18 protein-coding genes are annotated in these 14,752 nt (G+C 64.6%); 11 read left to right on the top strand and 7 right to left on the bottom strand.

What is annotated here, in order from left to right:
• Positions 1-71: 71 nt before the first annotated feature.
• The 5 genes from lptB to BUA41_RS14095 are packed head-to-tail and all read right to left on the bottom strand — an operon-like array spanning position 72 to position 3,483.
• Positions 72-797 (bottom strand): LPS export ABC transporter ATP-binding protein, encoded by a 726-nt coding sequence (gene lptB, locus BUA41_RS14115; RefSeq protein ID WP_072823986.1) that lies wholly within the window; start codon positions 795-797, stop codon positions 72-74.
• An 11-nt stretch (positions 798-808) separates the two neighbouring features.
• Positions 809-1,342: a lipopolysaccharide transport periplasmic protein LptA gene (lptA, locus tag BUA41_RS14110; RefSeq protein ID WP_072823984.1), complete on the bottom strand. Its 534-nt coding sequence runs from the start codon at positions 1,340-1,342 to the stop codon at positions 809-811.
• Positions 1,339-1,926, bottom strand: a complete 588-nt coding sequence (lptC, locus tag BUA41_RS14105; protein ID WP_084671619.1) for an LPS export ABC transporter periplasmic protein LptC — start codon at positions 1,924-1,926, stop codon at positions 1,339-1,341. The genes lptA and lptC overlap by 4 nt, the downstream gene beginning before the upstream one ends.
• Before the next feature lies 1 nt (position 1,927).
• Positions 1,928-2,485 carry a KdsC family phosphatase gene (locus tag BUA41_RS14100; RefSeq protein ID WP_072823982.1) on the bottom strand — a complete coding sequence of 186 codons (558 nt, stop codon included), beginning with the start codon at positions 2,483-2,485 and terminating at the stop codon, positions 1,928-1,930.
• 11 nt (positions 2,486-2,496) lie between these two features.
• Complete coding sequence (locus tag BUA41_RS14095; protein ID WP_072823980.1) at positions 2,497-3,483, bottom strand: KpsF/GutQ family sugar-phosphate isomerase; 987 nt, start codon at positions 3,481-3,483, stop codon at positions 2,497-2,499.
• 239 nt (positions 3,484-3,722) lie between these two features.
• Between BUA41_RS14095 and BUA41_RS14090 the strand changes: the two genes are divergently transcribed.
• The 9 genes from BUA41_RS14090 (at position 3,723) to hisD (ending at position 10,449) form a co-directional block, all read left to right on the top strand.
• Positions 3,723-4,535, top strand: a complete 813-nt coding sequence (locus tag BUA41_RS14090) for an ABC transporter ATP-binding protein (protein ID WP_072823978.1) — start codon at positions 3,723-3,725, stop codon at positions 4,533-4,535.
• Entirely contained in the window at positions 4,532-5,314 is a 783-nt protein-coding gene (gene mlaE, locus BUA41_RS14085; protein ID WP_072823976.1) for a lipid asymmetry maintenance ABC transporter permease subunit MlaE, read from the top strand. Before BUA41_RS14090 ends, mlaE begins: the two co-directional genes overlap by 4 nt.
• Positions 5,314-5,778, top strand: coding sequence for an outer membrane lipid asymmetry maintenance protein MlaD (mlaD, locus tag BUA41_RS14080; protein ID WP_072823974.1), 465 nt, complete (start codon positions 5,314-5,316; stop codon positions 5,776-5,778). The genes mlaE and mlaD overlap by 1 nt, the downstream gene beginning before the upstream one ends.
• A gap of 22 nt (positions 5,779-5,800) precedes the next feature.
• Positions 5,801-6,454 (top strand): MlaC/ttg2D family ABC transporter substrate-binding protein, encoded by a 654-nt coding sequence (locus tag BUA41_RS14075; protein WP_245791928.1) that lies wholly within the window; start codon positions 5,801-5,803, stop codon positions 6,452-6,454.
• On the top strand, positions 6,451-6,789 hold the full coding sequence (locus BUA41_RS14070; protein WP_072823972.1) for an STAS domain-containing protein: 339 nt from the start codon (positions 6,451-6,453) through the stop codon (positions 6,787-6,789). Before BUA41_RS14075 ends, BUA41_RS14070 begins: the two co-directional genes overlap by 4 nt.
• A 77-nt stretch (positions 6,790-6,866) precedes the next feature.
• On the top strand, positions 6,867-7,121 hold the full coding sequence (locus tag BUA41_RS14065) for a BolA family protein (RefSeq protein ID WP_072823970.1): 255 nt from the start codon (positions 6,867-6,869) through the stop codon (positions 7,119-7,121).
• A 13-nt stretch (positions 7,122-7,134) separates the two neighbouring features.
• Complete coding sequence (gene murA, locus BUA41_RS14060; protein ID WP_072823968.1) at positions 7,135-8,397, top strand: UDP-N-acetylglucosamine 1-carboxyvinyltransferase; 1,263 nt, start codon at positions 7,135-7,137, stop codon at positions 8,395-8,397.
• A gap of 31 nt (positions 8,398-8,428) precedes the next feature.
• Positions 8,429-9,076, top strand: coding sequence for an ATP phosphoribosyltransferase (gene hisG, locus BUA41_RS14055; protein WP_072823966.1), 648 nt, complete (start codon positions 8,429-8,431; stop codon positions 9,074-9,076).
• Between the two features lie 50 nt (positions 9,077-9,126).
• Positions 9,127-10,449: a histidinol dehydrogenase gene (gene hisD / locus BUA41_RS14050; RefSeq protein ID WP_072823964.1), complete on the top strand. Its 1,323-nt coding sequence runs from the start codon at positions 9,127-9,129 to the stop codon at positions 10,447-10,449.
• 22 nt (positions 10,450-10,471) lie between these two features.
• On the opposite strand, the gene BUA41_RS14045 is transcribed toward hisD, so the two are convergent.
• A complete protein-coding gene (locus BUA41_RS14045; RefSeq protein ID WP_072823962.1) occupies positions 10,472-11,713 on the bottom strand; it encodes a Do family serine endopeptidase in 1,242 nt (413 codons plus the stop codon).
• A 261-nt stretch (positions 11,714-11,974) separates the two neighbouring features.
• Here BUA41_RS14045 and BUA41_RS14040 point away from each other — a divergent pair, with 261 nt between their 5' ends.
• Positions 11,975-12,733: a Nif3-like dinuclear metal center hexameric protein gene (locus tag BUA41_RS14040; protein ID WP_072823960.1), complete on the top strand. Its 759-nt coding sequence runs from the start codon at positions 11,975-11,977 to the stop codon at positions 12,731-12,733.
• A gap of 9 nt (positions 12,734-12,742) precedes the next feature.
• Here BUA41_RS14040 and BUA41_RS14035 read toward each other — a convergent pair whose 3' ends face one another.
• Positions 12,743-13,195 (bottom strand): Z-ring associated ZapG family protein, encoded by a 453-nt coding sequence (locus BUA41_RS14035; protein ID WP_072823958.1) that lies wholly within the window; start codon positions 13,193-13,195, stop codon positions 12,743-12,745.
• 208 nt (positions 13,196-13,403) lie between these two features.
• Between BUA41_RS14035 and zapE the strand changes: the two genes are divergently transcribed.
• The gene (gene zapE / locus BUA41_RS14030; protein ID WP_072824113.1) at positions 13,404-14,591 is read left to right on the top strand and encodes a cell division protein ZapE; all 1,188 of its coding nucleotides are present in this window, start codon (positions 13,404-13,406) and stop codon (positions 14,589-14,591) included.
• The last annotated feature ends 161 nt before the right edge of the window (positions 14,592-14,752 follow it).

The raw sequence follows: 14,752 nt of genomic DNA, 5'->3' as shown, positions 1-14,752 counted from the left end.
GTGCCACTAGTAAACTAATGCTTTGAGGTTTGGTTGGTAAGCTGCGCGGGACCGAGGGCGGTGCGTCCTGGCTAGAGGCGGAACTCATTGCCCAGATAGACCTCGCGTACCTTCTGGCTGGCCAGAATCGCCTCGGCACTGCCCTCGGCGATGATCTTGCCGTCGCCGACGATATAGGCGTTGTCGCAGATGTCCAGGGTCTCGCGCACGTTGTGATCGGTGATCAGGATGCCGATACCGCGCTCGCGCAGTTGTCGGATGATGCTCTTGATTTCGCCGACCGAGATCGGATCGACCCCGGCAAAGGGCTCGTCGAGCAGGATGAAGGCAGGCTCGGTGGCCAGGGAGCGGGCGATCTCGACCCGGCGACGCTCGCCGCCGGACAGGCTCATTCCCATGTTGTCGCGGATGTGGTCGATGTGGAACTCCTCGAGCAGGTGCTCGAGCTGGGCATGCCGCCCTGCCTTGTCGAGGTCCTTGCGGGTCTCCAGGATGGCCAGGATATTGTCCGCGACCGACAGCTTGCGAAAGACCGAGGCTTCCTGGGGCAGGTAGCCGATGCCTGCCCGCGCCCGATGATGCATGGGCGCGGAGGTGAGGTCCTGGTCGTCGATGGCGACCTCGCCGGCATCGGCCTTGACCAGTCCCACGATCATGTAGAACGAGGTGGTCTTGCCGGCGCCGTTGGGGCCCAGCAGGCCGACGATGCTGCCCTGGGCGATGGAGAGGCTGATGTCCTGCACCACGCGCCGGTTCTTGTAACTCTTGGCCAAGTGGCTGGCTGAAAGCGTCTTCATCCGGAACGTTCCTACTCTGTCGTCTGCGGGGTCAGCGTCATCCGCACCCGCTGCTTGGCGCCCCCCTCGGACTCGGAGCGTGCCTGGACCTGACGTCGATCGAGGAAGTACTCCACATAGGCACCGTTGAAGGTGTCGCCGCCTTGGTGGAGCTCCGCCTGGCGTATCAGTTCCACGCGCCGTTCGCCGGCATGGTAGACGATGGTCTCTCCCCAGCCCTTGACCACCGGGTCCTCTGGCGCGGGTTTCTGTTCGATGTAGGCCCGGGAGCCCTCGCCGATGGCGGTGACCCGGGCAACTTCACCCTGGGCGTTGCGTTCGATCTCGACCCGAGCCGCGGTCAGCTTCATGCTGCCTTGCTGCATGTCGACATTACCGGTATAGACGGCCGTGCCGGCTCTGTCATCGAGATCGAGCCGGTCCGCGGCGATCTCGATGGGGGCGCTGGCGTCGCTTTCCAGGGCGTGAGCCGTCAGGCTGGCCGTGCCGTAGAGCGCCAGGCCGATCAGGGTCAGCACTGCCCGGGCGAGGGTCTGTCGCATCATGAGTCAGTTTCCTTGTCGATGGGGGGATGCACTCCACGCACGTTGTCGGTCAGGCGCATGCGCGCCTCGTCGATCCAGGCGTCGAAGCGTTCACCTCGCACGCGCTGCTGGTGCTGGCTGAGCCGCGCCTCGCTCTCGCTCCAGGCATGGCCTTCCTCGGTATCGTAGACCAGCACCTCGGTGTCGAGTCGCCACCCCTCGTCGGGCGCCTCGAGCCAGGCATCGCCCTCGAGGGTCAGGGGGTTGCCACCGGGGCCCAGGCGGCCCTTGTCGGCACTGGCGAACCAGGTGCGGCCTTCGTCGTCGTAGAGGCGTATATCGGGCGTCGTGGCGCGAATCACGTCATCGGCCGGGGTGTGTACCAGGCGCGGTGTCTCGAGACGCTGATGTGGCTTGCCCTGCGCATCGAAGCGCGTCATCCGGGCGCCCTCGAGATAGAAGTCGGGTTCGCCGGCGGCGTCGGTCGGCACCGGCCCGGGCAACGACACGTCGCGTTGCTCGATGACCGTCAGCACGCCGCCCAGGGCCAGCACGAGCAGGGCCAGCCAGAGCCTGGCGGGTGGTCTGGGGATCCTCAGGGCCACCTCAGCCTCGTCCCGTCACGTAGGTGTCGAGCACCGTCGCCCAGTGACCTTGCAGCTCCAGCAGGGTATCGCAGATTTCGCGCACAGCACCATGTCCTCCGCCGTGCTCGGTGACCCAGTCGGCATGCTCGCGGATGTAGGCAGGCGCGTTGGGCACGCTGATGCCCAGGCCGGCGCGCTTGATTGCCGCGAGATCGGGCAGGTCGTCACCGCAGTAAGCAATGTGATCGAATGCCATGTTCAGGCTCGAGGCCAGGGATTTCAATGCCTGAAGCTTGTCATCCCGCCCCTGGATGACATGCGCGATGCCCAGGGCTTCGGCACGCCGGGTGACCATTGTCGATTGACGCCCGGTGATCAGGGCGACCTCGATGCCCGCCTGGCGGAGCAGCTTGATGCCCAGGCCATCCTGGGTGTTGAAGACCTTGGTTTCCTGACCGTCGGCCTGGAAATAGAGGCGTCCGTCGGTCATCACCCCGTCCACGTCGAGGGCCAGCAGGCGAATGTGTCGCGCGCGTTCGATCATGGCGGAACTGTTCGAGCGTGAGTGAGATGCCATGCTGGATTCCTTTAGATGACGCCGCTGATCAGCAGGTCGTGCATGTGCAGGGCGCCGATGGGGCGCTCCTGTTCGTCGACCACGGCCAGGGCGGTGATGCGATTGTCTTCCATGATCTTGACCGCCTCGGCGGCCAGCATGCCCGGCGGAATGCGCTTGCCGCCTCGGGTCATGACCTCGTCGACGCGCAGGGCGCGCAAGTCGGCGTGCTGGTCGAGGGTGCGCCGCAAGTCACCATCGGTGAAGACGCCGATCAGGCGATCGCCCTCGTCGACGACGCAAGTGAAGCCCAGCCCCTTGTGGGTGATCTCGAGCAGGGCGTCCTTCAGCGGGCTGCCCATCGCCACCTTGGGCAGGCGCTCCCCGCTATGCATCAGGTCCTCAACCTTGAGCAGCAGGCGCCGGCCCAGGCTGCCCCCCGGGTGGGAGAGGGCGAACTCCTCGGCGGTGAAGCCGCGTGCCTCGAGCAGAGCCACGGCCAGGGCATCGCCGAGTGCCAGGGCGGCGGTGGTCGACGACGTCGGTGCCAGGTCCAGGGGGCAGGCCTCGCGCTCGACACCCGCATCGAGATGCGCCTGGGCATGGCGGGCCAGGGTGGAGCCGGGGCGCCCGGTCATGCTGATCAGGGGGGCCCCCATGCGCTTGAGCAGGGGAAGCAGGGCGGTGATCTCGTCGGTTTCACCGGAATTGGACAGGGCAAGCACCACATCCTTGGCGGTGATCATGCCCAGGTCGCCATGGCTGGCCTCGCCGGGATGGACGAAGAAGGCGGGCGTACCGGTACTCGCCAGGGTCGCGGCGACCTTGCGGGCGATGTGCCCCGACTTGCCCATCCCGGTGACCACGACACGCCCCGGACACGCCAGGATCAGTCGGCAGGCCTGGTCGAAGTCCTCGGATAGCTTGGCGTCCAGGGCGGCGACCGCGCGCTGCTCCAGGTCGAGAGTGCGGCGCGCGCTGGCCCGAAAGGGATAGTTGGCGTTGGTGTTGGCGTTCATCGCTAAGCGTGCCCCGTTGACAGTTGGATTCGAAGGAGAAGCCTCCATCTCGTCGCGGTGGCTTTCCGCGGGCGACACGGTTCATGCCAATGAATCTTACAACGCCCGGATGTCCAGCAGTGGGCGCCATTAAACGCATTGCTCGTATCGCTTGCAAGTGCGCTGCCATCAGCTCGTGCTGGCGAGGTCGGGATGAGTTAGGATACAATGTTCGATAATTTTTCTGGTGGACCGTGATGATGAATGACCCGCAATTCGTCGAGGTCGAGGGAGTCCATTTTTCCCGTGGCGAGAAAGAGATCTTTCGCGGGGTCGATCTGCAGATACCTCGCGGTAAGATCACCGCGATCATGGGGCCCAGTGGTTCCGGCAAGACCACCTTGCTCAAGCTGATCGGTGGACAGCTCTACCCGGATGCCGGCCGCGTGCGAATCGATGGCCACGACGTCCACCGCCTGCCCCGGCGCGAGCTCTTTCGGCTGCGCCGGCGCATGGGCATGCTGTTTCAGAGTGGTGCGCTGTTTTCCGATCTCAGTGTCTTCGAGAATGTCGCCTTTCCGTTGCGTGTGCACACCGATCTGCCCGAGGCAATGGTCCGCGATGTCGTATTGATGAAGCTCGAGGCGGTGGGCTTGCGCGGCGCGCGTAACCTGATGCCCTCCGAGCTTTCCGGCGGCATGCTGCGCCGCGTCGCGCTGGCTCGGGCGGTCGCCCTGGACCCGGAATTGATCCTCTACGACGAGCCCTTCGTCGGCCAGGATCCCATCTCCATGGGCGTGCTGGTGGAGTTGATCAAGAAGGTCAACCAGGCGCTCGGCCTGACCGCCGTGGTGGTCTCCCACGATATCAAGGAAACCCTATCCATCGCGGATTACGTCTATGTGATCTCCGACGGCCGGGTCATGGCGCACGGCACGCCGGCCAATCTGGACGTGGACCGCGACCCCCGGGTCAGCCAGTTCATCCATGGCGAGCCGGACGGCCCGGTGCCCTTCCACTACCCGGCACCGGACTATTACAGCGATATCCTCGACGAAAGGGTGGGGCGATGAATAAACGACGGGTCACGGCCCTGGGCAGCGCCACGCTGGACATGATCGAGGCGCTGGGGCGTGCCGGCATGTTCCTCTTTCAGGCGAGCGTGGGGCTGCCGACGCGCTCGGGGTTTCATCTCTGGTTGCGCCAGATGCACTTCATCGGCGTGATGTCGCTGGCCATCGTGCTGGTGTCGGGCCTGTTCATCGGCATGGTGCTGGGGCTGCAGGGCTATACCATATTGGTCGATTTCGGGGCCGAGGACGCGCTGGGACAGATGGTCGCCCTGTCGCTGCTGCGCGAACTGGCCCCGGTGGTCGCGGCACTGCTGTTCGCCGGACGCGCCGGTTCTGCCTTGACCGCCGAGATCGGGCTGATGAAGGCCACCGAACAGCTGACCAGCATGGAGATGATCGGTGTCGACCCGCTGCGCCGCGTGGTGGCGCCGCGCCTCTGGGCGGGGTTCGTCTCCCTGCCGCTGCTGACCATCGGTTTCAGCGTCGTGGGCATCTGGGGCGGCTATCTGGTCGGCGTGGAGTGGCTGGGCGTGTTCGAGGGCTCCTACTGGAGCAACATGCAAGGCAGTGTCGATTTCATCGAGGACATCGGCAACGGGCTGGTCAAGAGCCTGGTCTTTGCCCTGGTGGTCACCTGGATCGCCGTGTTCCAGGGCTATGATCTCATTCCCACCTCGGAAGGGATTTCCCGTGCCACGACCCGCACCGTGGTCTATTCCTCCCTGGCCGTGCTCGGGCTGGATTTCGTGCTGACAACGCTGATGTTTGGAGAGCTCTGATGAAGCGTAGCAAGATGATGGAGTTTGGCGTCGGCCTGTTCATGCTGGCGGGTATCCTGGGGCTGGTCTTCCTGGGTCTGCGGGTCAGTGGCCTGGGCTCCGGTGTCGCCAGCGACACCTTCACCCTGCAGGCCGATTTCGCCAACATCGGCGGTCTGAAGCCGCGTTCCAGGGTGACCATGGCCGGGGTCCAGATAGGTCAGGTCACGGCGGTCGAACTGGAGAAGGAGTGGTTCGATGCCCGGGTCACCATGGAGCTGGACGCCGAACTCGAAGGAGAGCTGTCCCGGGATACCACCGCTGCCATCCTCACCTCGGGATTGCTGGGCGAGCAGTACGTCGGCCTTACCGTGGGCGGCGACCCGGAAACCCTGAAGGATGGCGATACCATCCACGACACCCAGCAGGCCCTGGTGCTGGAAGAACTCATCCAGCAATTCGTGTCCAACATGGTCAACGATTGACCGAGCATACCCTGGAGACTCCATGAACATGTCCTTGCCCGCTTTCAAACACGGCCTGCAGGCCTTGCTGCTGATCGTCCTGGCGCTTTTCCTCACTCCGGCGCAGGCACAGTCGTCTCCCGATCAGGCCATCCGCGACAGCATCGACGAGCTGATGAGCAAGATCGAGGGCCGCAGAGACTACTTCCAGCAGCACCCGGGCGAACTCGAGGCGCTGGTCGACGAGAATCTCGAGGGCGTCGCCGACTTTCGTTACATCGGCGCCAGTGTCATGGGGCGCTATTTCCGCAACGCGACCCCCGAGCAGCGTTCGCGTTTCGTGGAGACCTTCCGGAACACCCTGATCGACACCTACGCCAAGGGACTGGTGACCTTCGACTACCGGGAATTGCGGGTACTGGAGAGCCAGGGCGTCGGTTCCGGCGATCAGGCGAGCGTCGACATGGAGGTCGTGGCCAGTGATGGGCAGGTCTACCCGGTCAGCTACAGCCTGCGCCGGCACGATGGGCAGTGGAAGGTGGTCAATGTCATCGTCAACGGCATCAATCTCGGCCTGACCTTCCGCAACCAGTTCGATCAGGCCATGCGCGAGAACAATCGCGATTACGACGCGGTCATCGACAACTGGTCGCCGGAAGTGGGCACCGAGGAACTCGAGCAGGGAGGCAGTGCGTGACCCTGCTGCTCGACGGCGAGGCCCGGCTCGAGGTGGCGGACAACGTCCTGTCCGCCAGCGGCGAAGCCGGTTTCGATGCCGCCACGGCGCTGGCGACGGCAGGTTGCGACTGGCTGGATCAGCAGGCGGAAGGCAGTCGCGTCGCCTTCGATCTCAGCCGTGTCGGCCAGGCCAGCAGCGCCGTGCTCAGTGTCATGCTGGAGTGGTTGCGCTGCGCCCGACGCCGATCCCTGGTGGTCGAGTCGGTGCGTCTTTCATCGCCCCTGTCTCGCGTGACGGCCATGGCAGGGCTCGATCGTCTGCTCTCCCAGGGGATGGTCGAGGCGCTGGACTGAAGCCCCATCGCCATCGCTGACGCTTTTCATTACCATGGGCGGTCGTCGACCCACAAACCACAGGAGTCACCCGACCCATGCAACCCAACGACGTCAAGGCGCTGCTCGAGTCCCGCATCGATGGCTGCGAGTTCCATGTCCTGGGAGAGGGCTGCAACTTTCAGGTCGTCGCCGTGGGCGAGATCTTCGAGAACCTGTCACCCGTCAAGCGGCAGCAATTGATCTATGGTGCCTTGTCGGAGGAGATCGCCAGCGGCGACTTGCACGCGATCAGCATCAAGACCTACACGCCAGCGCAGTGGAATCAGGCGCCCGAAAACACCCAGGCCTGAGCGAAACGACTCCATGGACAAGCTGATCATCACCGGTAGCGGCCCGCTCGAAGGCGAGGTATGGGCGAGTGGCGCCAAGAACTCCGCGTTACCGATCCTGGCGGCTACGCTACTTTCCGACGAACCCGTCGTCATCGGCAATCTGCCGCACCTGCAGGACATCACCACTACCCTCGAACTGCTCGGGCGCATGGGGGTCGAGCCGGTGATGGGCGACAAGATGTCCATCCAGCTCGACGGCTCCCAGGTGCGGGATTGCCATGCGCCCTACGAGCTGGTCAAGAAGATGCGTGCCTCGATCCTCGTCCTGGGGCCCTTGCTTGCCCATTTCGGCAAGGCCGATGTCTCCTTGCCGGGGGGCTGCGCCATCGGGTCGCGACCGGTGGACCTGCACATTCATGGCCTGGAGGCGATGGGTGCCCAGATCACCGTCGAGGGAGGGTATATCAGGGCTCGGGTGGACGGCCGTCTCAAGGGGGCCACCATCTTCTTCGATACCGTCACCGTCACCGGCACCGAAAACCTCTTGATGGCGGCAACACTGGCAGAAGGCACCAGCGTGCTGGAAAACGCGGCCCGGGAGCCTGAGGTGGTGGATCTGGCCGAATGCCTGATCACCATGGGCGCGAGAATCCGCGGCCACGGCACCGACACCATCGTCATCGAGGGTGTCGAGCGACTGCACGGCGGCTACCACGATGTCATGCCGGATCGCATCGAGACCGGGACCTTCCTGGTGGCCGCTGCCGCCACGGGAGGGCGAGTGCGGGTACGCAACACCCGGGCCGACATCCTCGAATCGGTACTGGCCAAGCTGGAAGAGGCAGGAGCCGAGATCACTACCGGCGAGGGCTGGATCGAGCTGGACATGCGTGGCAGAAGGCCCCGGGCCGTCAATGTGCGAACCGCACCCTATCCGGCGTTCCCCACCGACATGCAGGCGCAGTTCGTGGCGCTCAACGCGGTGGCCGAAGGTACCGGCCGGGTGGTCGAGACGATCTTCGAGAACCGTTTCATGCACGTCCAGGAGCTCAATCGCATGGGCGCCAACATCGCCCTCGAAGGCAACACGGCGGTCGTCACGGGGGTCGAGCGACTCTCGGGGGCGCCGGTCATGGCCACGGATCTGCGTGCCTCGGCGAGCCTGGTCGTCGCGGCCATGCTGGCCGAGGGTGAAACCCTGGTCGACCGCATCTACCATATCGACCGCGGATACGAGTGCATCGAGGAAAAACTGCAACTGCTAGGGGCGAAGATCCGACGTGTGCCGGGTTGAGGCTTTTCGAACTCTTCTCAAGTAGCGACCTATGAGCAAGCAATTGATACTGGCCCTCTCCAAGGGGCGCATCCTCGATGAGACCCTGCCGCTGCTGTCAGACGCCGGCATCGAGCCGCTCGAGGCTCTCGGCAGCAGCCGCAAGCTGCTCTTCGATACCAACCTGGATCACGTCAAGCTGGTGGTCATCCGTGCCGTGGACGTGCCCACCTATGTGCAGCTGGGGGCCGCCGACCTCGGGGTCGCGGGCAAGGACGTGCTGCTCGAGCATGGCGCCGAGGGGTTCTATGAGCCCCTGGATCTGGAAATCGCCCGCTGTCGCCTGATGACCGCGGGCGTCTCCGGTACCCAGGCCAGTCATGCCAGGCGCCGGGTGGCGACCAAGTTCGTCAACGTGGCCCGACGCTACTATGCCGAGCAGGGCATCCAGGCAGAGGTGGTCAAGCTCTATGGCGCCATGGAGCTCGCGCCGCTGATGAACCTGGCCGACGAGATCGTCGACATCGTCGATACCGGCAATACACTGCGCGCCAATGGCATGGAGCCTCGGGAACTGATCGAGGAGATCAGCACACGGCTGGTGGTCAACAAGGCCTCGATGACCATGAAGCATCAGCTGCTCAAGCCCTTGATCGAGCGCCTGCAGTCGGCGGTCGTCGCTCGCCGTGCTGCCTGTTGAAAGGAAAGCGATTCTCCTGGCCTGAATGAAACAACTTCGTGAGGTGACCCATGGCCGACAAGGCGACGTCCGATGTATCGCTGACCCGACTGTCCACCGCCGATGCGGATTTCGATGCCTCCTTGAACGCCCTGCTGGCCTGGGAAGGCGTCTCGGATGCCGATGTGCGGCACCGGGTGGACGAGATCATCGCTGCCGTGCGCACGCGTGGCGATGCCGCCCTGGTCGAGGCCACGAATCGCTTCGACCGCCTTGCCGTCTCCGGCGTGGGCGAGCTGATCCTGAGCGCGGATCGCCTGCGTCAGGCCTACGCGGGCTTGCCCGATGAACAGCGGGATGCCCTGGCCCATGCCGCCGAGCGCATTCGCGTCTACCACGAGCACCAGAAACCCGAATCCTGGCACTACACCGAGGCCGACGGCACCCTGCTGGGGCAGCAGGTCATGCCGCTGGACCGTGCCGGCATCTACGTACCCGGAGGCAAGGCCGCCTATCCGTCGTCGGTATTGATGAACGCGATTCCGGCGCATGTCGCCGGGGTGCGCGAGATCATCATGGTGGTGCCGACACCGGATGGCGTGCTCAACGAACTGGTGCTCGCTGCCGCACACCTAGCCGGGGTCGACCAGGTCTTCACCGTTGGCGGCGCCCAGGCCGTGGCCGCTCTGGCCTACGGCACTGAGACGGTGCCGCGGGTCGACAAGATCGTCGGGCCGGGCAACATCTACGTGGCCACCGCCAAGCGTGCGGTATTCGGCCAGGTGGGCATCGACATGATTGCGGGGCCCTCTGAAATCCTGGTGGTCACCGATGGCGGTACCGATCCCGAATGGCTGGCCATGGACCTGTTTTCCCAGGCCGAACACGACGAGGACGCCCAGGCGATACTGGTCGGCTGGGAGCGCGAGCACCTCGCGGCCGTCGAAGAGGCCATCGAACGCCTGCTCCCCACCATGGAGCGCGAGGCGATCATCCGCCAGTCCCTGGCCGCCCGGGGCGCCTCGATCCTGTGCCGGGATCGTGACGAGGCGGTCGAGCTGATCAACCGTATCGCACCGGAACACCTGGAACTGTCCGTCGCCGGGCCGCGCGACTGGCTGCCCGGCATCCGTCATGCGGGGGCCATCTTCCTGGGGCGCCACACCGCCGAGGCGCTGGGCGACTACTGTGCCGGCCCCAATCATGTGCTGCCCACCTCGGGCACCGCGCGCTTCTCGTCACCCTTGGGTGTCTACGATTTCCAGAAGCGCTCGTCGCTGATCGAGTGCTCCGCCGAGGGCGCTTCGGCACTGGGTCGCACCGCCTCGGTGCTGGCCCGGGGAGAGTCGCTGACGGCCCATGCGCGTTCCGCGGAGAACCGTATCGAGCCATGAACCCGCCAGGCGACGCGCCTCGTCAGCGTTCCAGGGGCACGGGGCGTTCGCCTACCTCGATCTCGACCTGCAGCGTCTCGCCATTGCGCATCAGCTTGACGGGCAGGGTGGTGTCGGGTTCGACATCGGCGATATCGGCCATGGCCACCCGGGGGTCGAGGATCGGCTTGCCGTTGATGGAGAGCAGCACGTCACCCTGCTGGACGCCGGCCCGCTGGGCAGGGCTTTCCGGCAGGACGCTGGCGACCACCACCCCCTGGGCGGCGTTCAAGCCAAAGGAGGCCGCCAGGTCCGAGGTGATCTCCTGGACCTCCAGGCCCAGCCAGCCGCGAATCACCCGGCCATGCCTCACCAGCTCGTCGAGAATCTCTCGGGCCACGTTGGCCGGAATGGCGAAGCCGATGCCCTGGGAACCCCCGGATCGCGAGAAGATGGCGGTATTGATGCCCACCAGGGCGCCCTCGGCATTGATCAATGCTCCCCCGGAGTTGCCCGGATTGATGGCCGCATCGGTCTGAATGAAGTCCTCGTAGGCGGAGAGGCCCAGCTGATTGCGCCCGGTGGCGCTGATGATGCCCATGGTGACGGTCTGCCCGACTCCGAAGGGGTTGCCGATCGCCAGGCTGACGTCGCCGACCTCCGCGCTCTCCGAGTCCACCAGGGTGATGATCGGCAGGTCGTCGAGGTCGATCTTGAGCACGGCCAGATCGCTTTCCGGGTCGGTGCCGATCACCTTGGCCAGTGTCTCGCGACCGTCCCGCAGTGCCACCTGGATCTGGTCGGCACCGCGAATCACGTGGTGGTTGGTTAACACGTACCCTTCCTCGCTGACGATGACGCCGGAGCCCAGGCTGGACAGCATGCGCTGACGGCTGGGCATCTCGTCGCCGAAGAACTGGCGAAAGAAGGGGTCCGACATCAAGGGATGCTGCTCGCGTTCGACCACCCGGGACGAGTAGATGTTGACGACAGCCGGTGCCGCCTTGTCGACTGCCTCGGCATAGCTGGCGGGCCCCGACTGGCGCGATAGCGGCGCTGCCTCGAGCAGTTCCGGCGGGGGGCGCGATACGGCGGTCGATTTCAGCGAGGAGGCTATCTCGCCCGCCTCCTCCGGGCCGGGGGCGGGTTGCTGCAGCAGCGGCTGCCGATCGGGTGCCTGCGGGGCCTGGGTGCCGAGCAGCTGAGGAAACTGATCAAGCAGGACGATGGCCAGGAGCACACCGCTGATCACGGGCCAGATGAGCGGCTTGAGGAAGCGACGCATGCAGGGTCCTTGGTTCGGAAGCGGTTCATTAGGCATTGTCTGAAAAGTGTCTGCGCTTGCCCATACGGCGTTAAAAATTGTCTCAAGATACTCATTTACAACACGTAAACTCCGTTCTTTCGCCAATTTTTGCCTTGTCTGGACTTCGCTCACCGACTTTTCAGACAGCGCCTAATCAAGGTGGCTCGAAGCGACTGGAACGTATCGCTACAATGGCCCGAAGTGTATCACTGCAGGGTGTCGACTGCCCGGAGGAGACCGATGATAGCTTGCGATCAACTGGTGCGTGTCTGCGACGACCTGCTGCGCCCCGGCGACTTCAGGGACTATACCCTCAACGGGCTTCAGGTAGCCGGCCGTTCCCGGGTTAGTCGCGTCATGAGCGGTGTCACCGCCTGTCAGGCTTTGCTCGACGAGGCCGTGGCCTGGGACGCCGATCTGCTGCTCGTCCACCATGGCTACTTCTGGAAGAACGAGCCGGTGGCGGTCACCGGGATGAAGCGCCGTCGCCTGGCCACCCTGCTCGGGAACGACATCAATCTGCTGGCCTATCATCTCCCCCTGGATGCGCATCGGGAGCTGGGCAACAACGCCTGTCTGGCTGCGGAGCTGGGATTTGACGTCCACGGGTGTGCCGATGGCGACCTGGGCGAGGGGCTCTTGTGGCTGGGCGCGCCCGGAGAGGCCATGGACAGCACCGCCCTGGGCCACCATCTGGCCCGGCGCCTGGGTCGTGAGCCCACGGTGATACACGGCCACGAGGGCCGAATCGAGCGCGTCGCCTGGTGCACCGGCGGGGCCCAGGACATGATCGGGCTGGCCTGCGATGCGGGGGTCGATGCCTTCATTTCCGGAGAGATATCGGAGCGGACCACGCATCTGGCCCGGGAAATGGGCATCAACTACTTCGCTGCGGGCCATCATGCCACCGAGCGTTATGGCGTCCAGGCGCTCGGGGAGTGGCTGGCCAGGCAGCATGGGGTCGAGCATCGGTTTGTGGATATCGACAACCCGGCCTGAACTCCCACGTCAATAGCGTGTGGGCTGTGTCGCCGGTGTGCCTTCTTCGTCCCGGGGCTGCTGGTGCAGGCCGAAATCCTCGGAGAGGGTGCCGCGATTGCCGTCGGCATAATCACGGGGCATCTCGGGGGCTTCCGTGTCGACGCCTTCGTCGCCGTCGCCGCTCAGGCGCCGCTTGAGCCGAGCGTCGTCGCTCAAGCGCTCGGCGTTCTGGAGCAGCTGCCGTTCGAGTTCGTGGCTCTGTCGCTGAATGCTCTTGACCAGATCGGCAGCGCTGGCGAAGTGATCGTTGAGGGCGTCCCTGACCTGGCTGAGCTCGAGCTCGGTTTCGGCCAGTCGCTGACGCACCTTCTGATTGCGTGCCACATTGGCATTGAGCAGGTGATAGCCCAGCGCACCGATGCCGATACCTGCCAGCAAGCTGGCGATGGCCAGGATCCAGTCGATGTTGCTCTCGTACACGTCTTACCCCTTGTCTTGTTGACAGCCTTTCGTTCGAGGTGCAGGGCGGCTGGTGGTGGTGTGCGCCCAAGGCACGCACATTATACGGGGCAAGCCGCAAGCGGGGTCAATGAGCCCTTGGTGATGCTCGGCCGTTCCATGCGCCGAGCGGCTCGCCGACGTATAATGGACGCTCCATTGATCAATGCTCGAGGTAGCCGACCCGCCCATGTGTGCGACAACGACTTCTTCCACGACCGCTGCGGCCACGACGCCTCGCACGCCCCTGGCGCGTTATCGCGATGATCTGAAGCGGCAGGGATTCGAGCACGACGCCGCTCAGGAAAAGGCCGTTCGCCACCTGCAGCGGCTCCACGACGATCTGCTGGCCACCCCGCGACGGTCGTTGGCGGCACCCCCTGGCGACAAGGGATTGAGGTCGAAGGTCGCGGGCCTGTTCGGCAAGAAAGGCGGTGCGGCTTCCGAGCCGGAGGTGCCCGAGGTCATGGGGCTCTATTTCTGGGGTGGCGTGGGGCGGGGCAAGACCTATCTGGTCGATACCTTCTACGAGGCGCTGCCTTTCCCGGACAAGCTGCGTATCCATTTCCATCGTTTCATGCAACGGGTGCACAACGAACTCCAGCATTACAAGGGAGAGAAGAACCCCCTGAACCTGATTGCCGCCAAGTTTGCCAACGAGGCCAGGGTGATCTGCTTCGACGAATTCTTCGTCAAGGACATCACCGATGCCATGATTCTGGCAAACCTGCTCGAGGCGCTCTTCGCCCGGGGTGTCGTGCTGGTGACCACCTCCAATATCGTGCCTGACGATCTCTACAAGGAGGGACTGCAGCGGGCGCGTTTCCTGCCGGCGATCGAGCTGATCAAGCGCCACTGCGAGGTGGTCAACGTGGACTCGGGAATCGACTATCGCCTGCGGGTTCTGAAGCGCGCCGAGCTGTTCCATGCGCCACTCGACAAGGACGCGGTCCGTGCCCTGGAGCGCAGCTTCCGCGAGATCGCCGGCACCGAGGGCGAGAGGGATACCGCCATCGAGATCAATCGTCGGGTGCTCACGGCCCGGCGCGAGCATGACGACGTGGTGTGGTTCGATTTCAAGATGCTCTGCGATGGCCCGCGCAGCCAGAACGACTACATCGAGCTGGCCCGGGAGTTCCATACCGTGCTGGTGTCGGACGTACCGCGCATGGGGCGCGATAGCGACGACCAGGCGCGACGCTTCATCAGCATGGTCGATGAATTCTACGACCGGGGCGTCAAGCTGCTGATGTCTGCGGAAGTGCCGGTCGAGCGCCTCTACGCCGATGGCAAGCTCTCCTTCGAGTTCGAGCGCACGCTGTCGAGACTCCAGGAGATGCAGTCCCACGAGTATCTGGCGCTTCCCCATCAACCTTGAGACGAGTGCATCGAGGCAGCGATTCCCCCTTAACCTTGGCGCAGGGCTCATGTACAATGCGCGCTCGCTCGACAGTTGTCGTCCTCGAACGGGCGACAACCAAGAAAAATAGGGATGGTCCGTCGCCGCGAGGCGCGAGGCCCAATGCAACGATTGGTGAT

The organism is Modicisalibacter ilicicola DSM 19980, from assembly GCF_900128925.1.
Lineage (GTDB): Bacteria > Pseudomonadota > Gammaproteobacteria > Pseudomonadales > Halomonadaceae > Modicisalibacter > Modicisalibacter ilicicola.
This window is presented reverse-complemented; position numbering and strand designations above follow the sequence as displayed.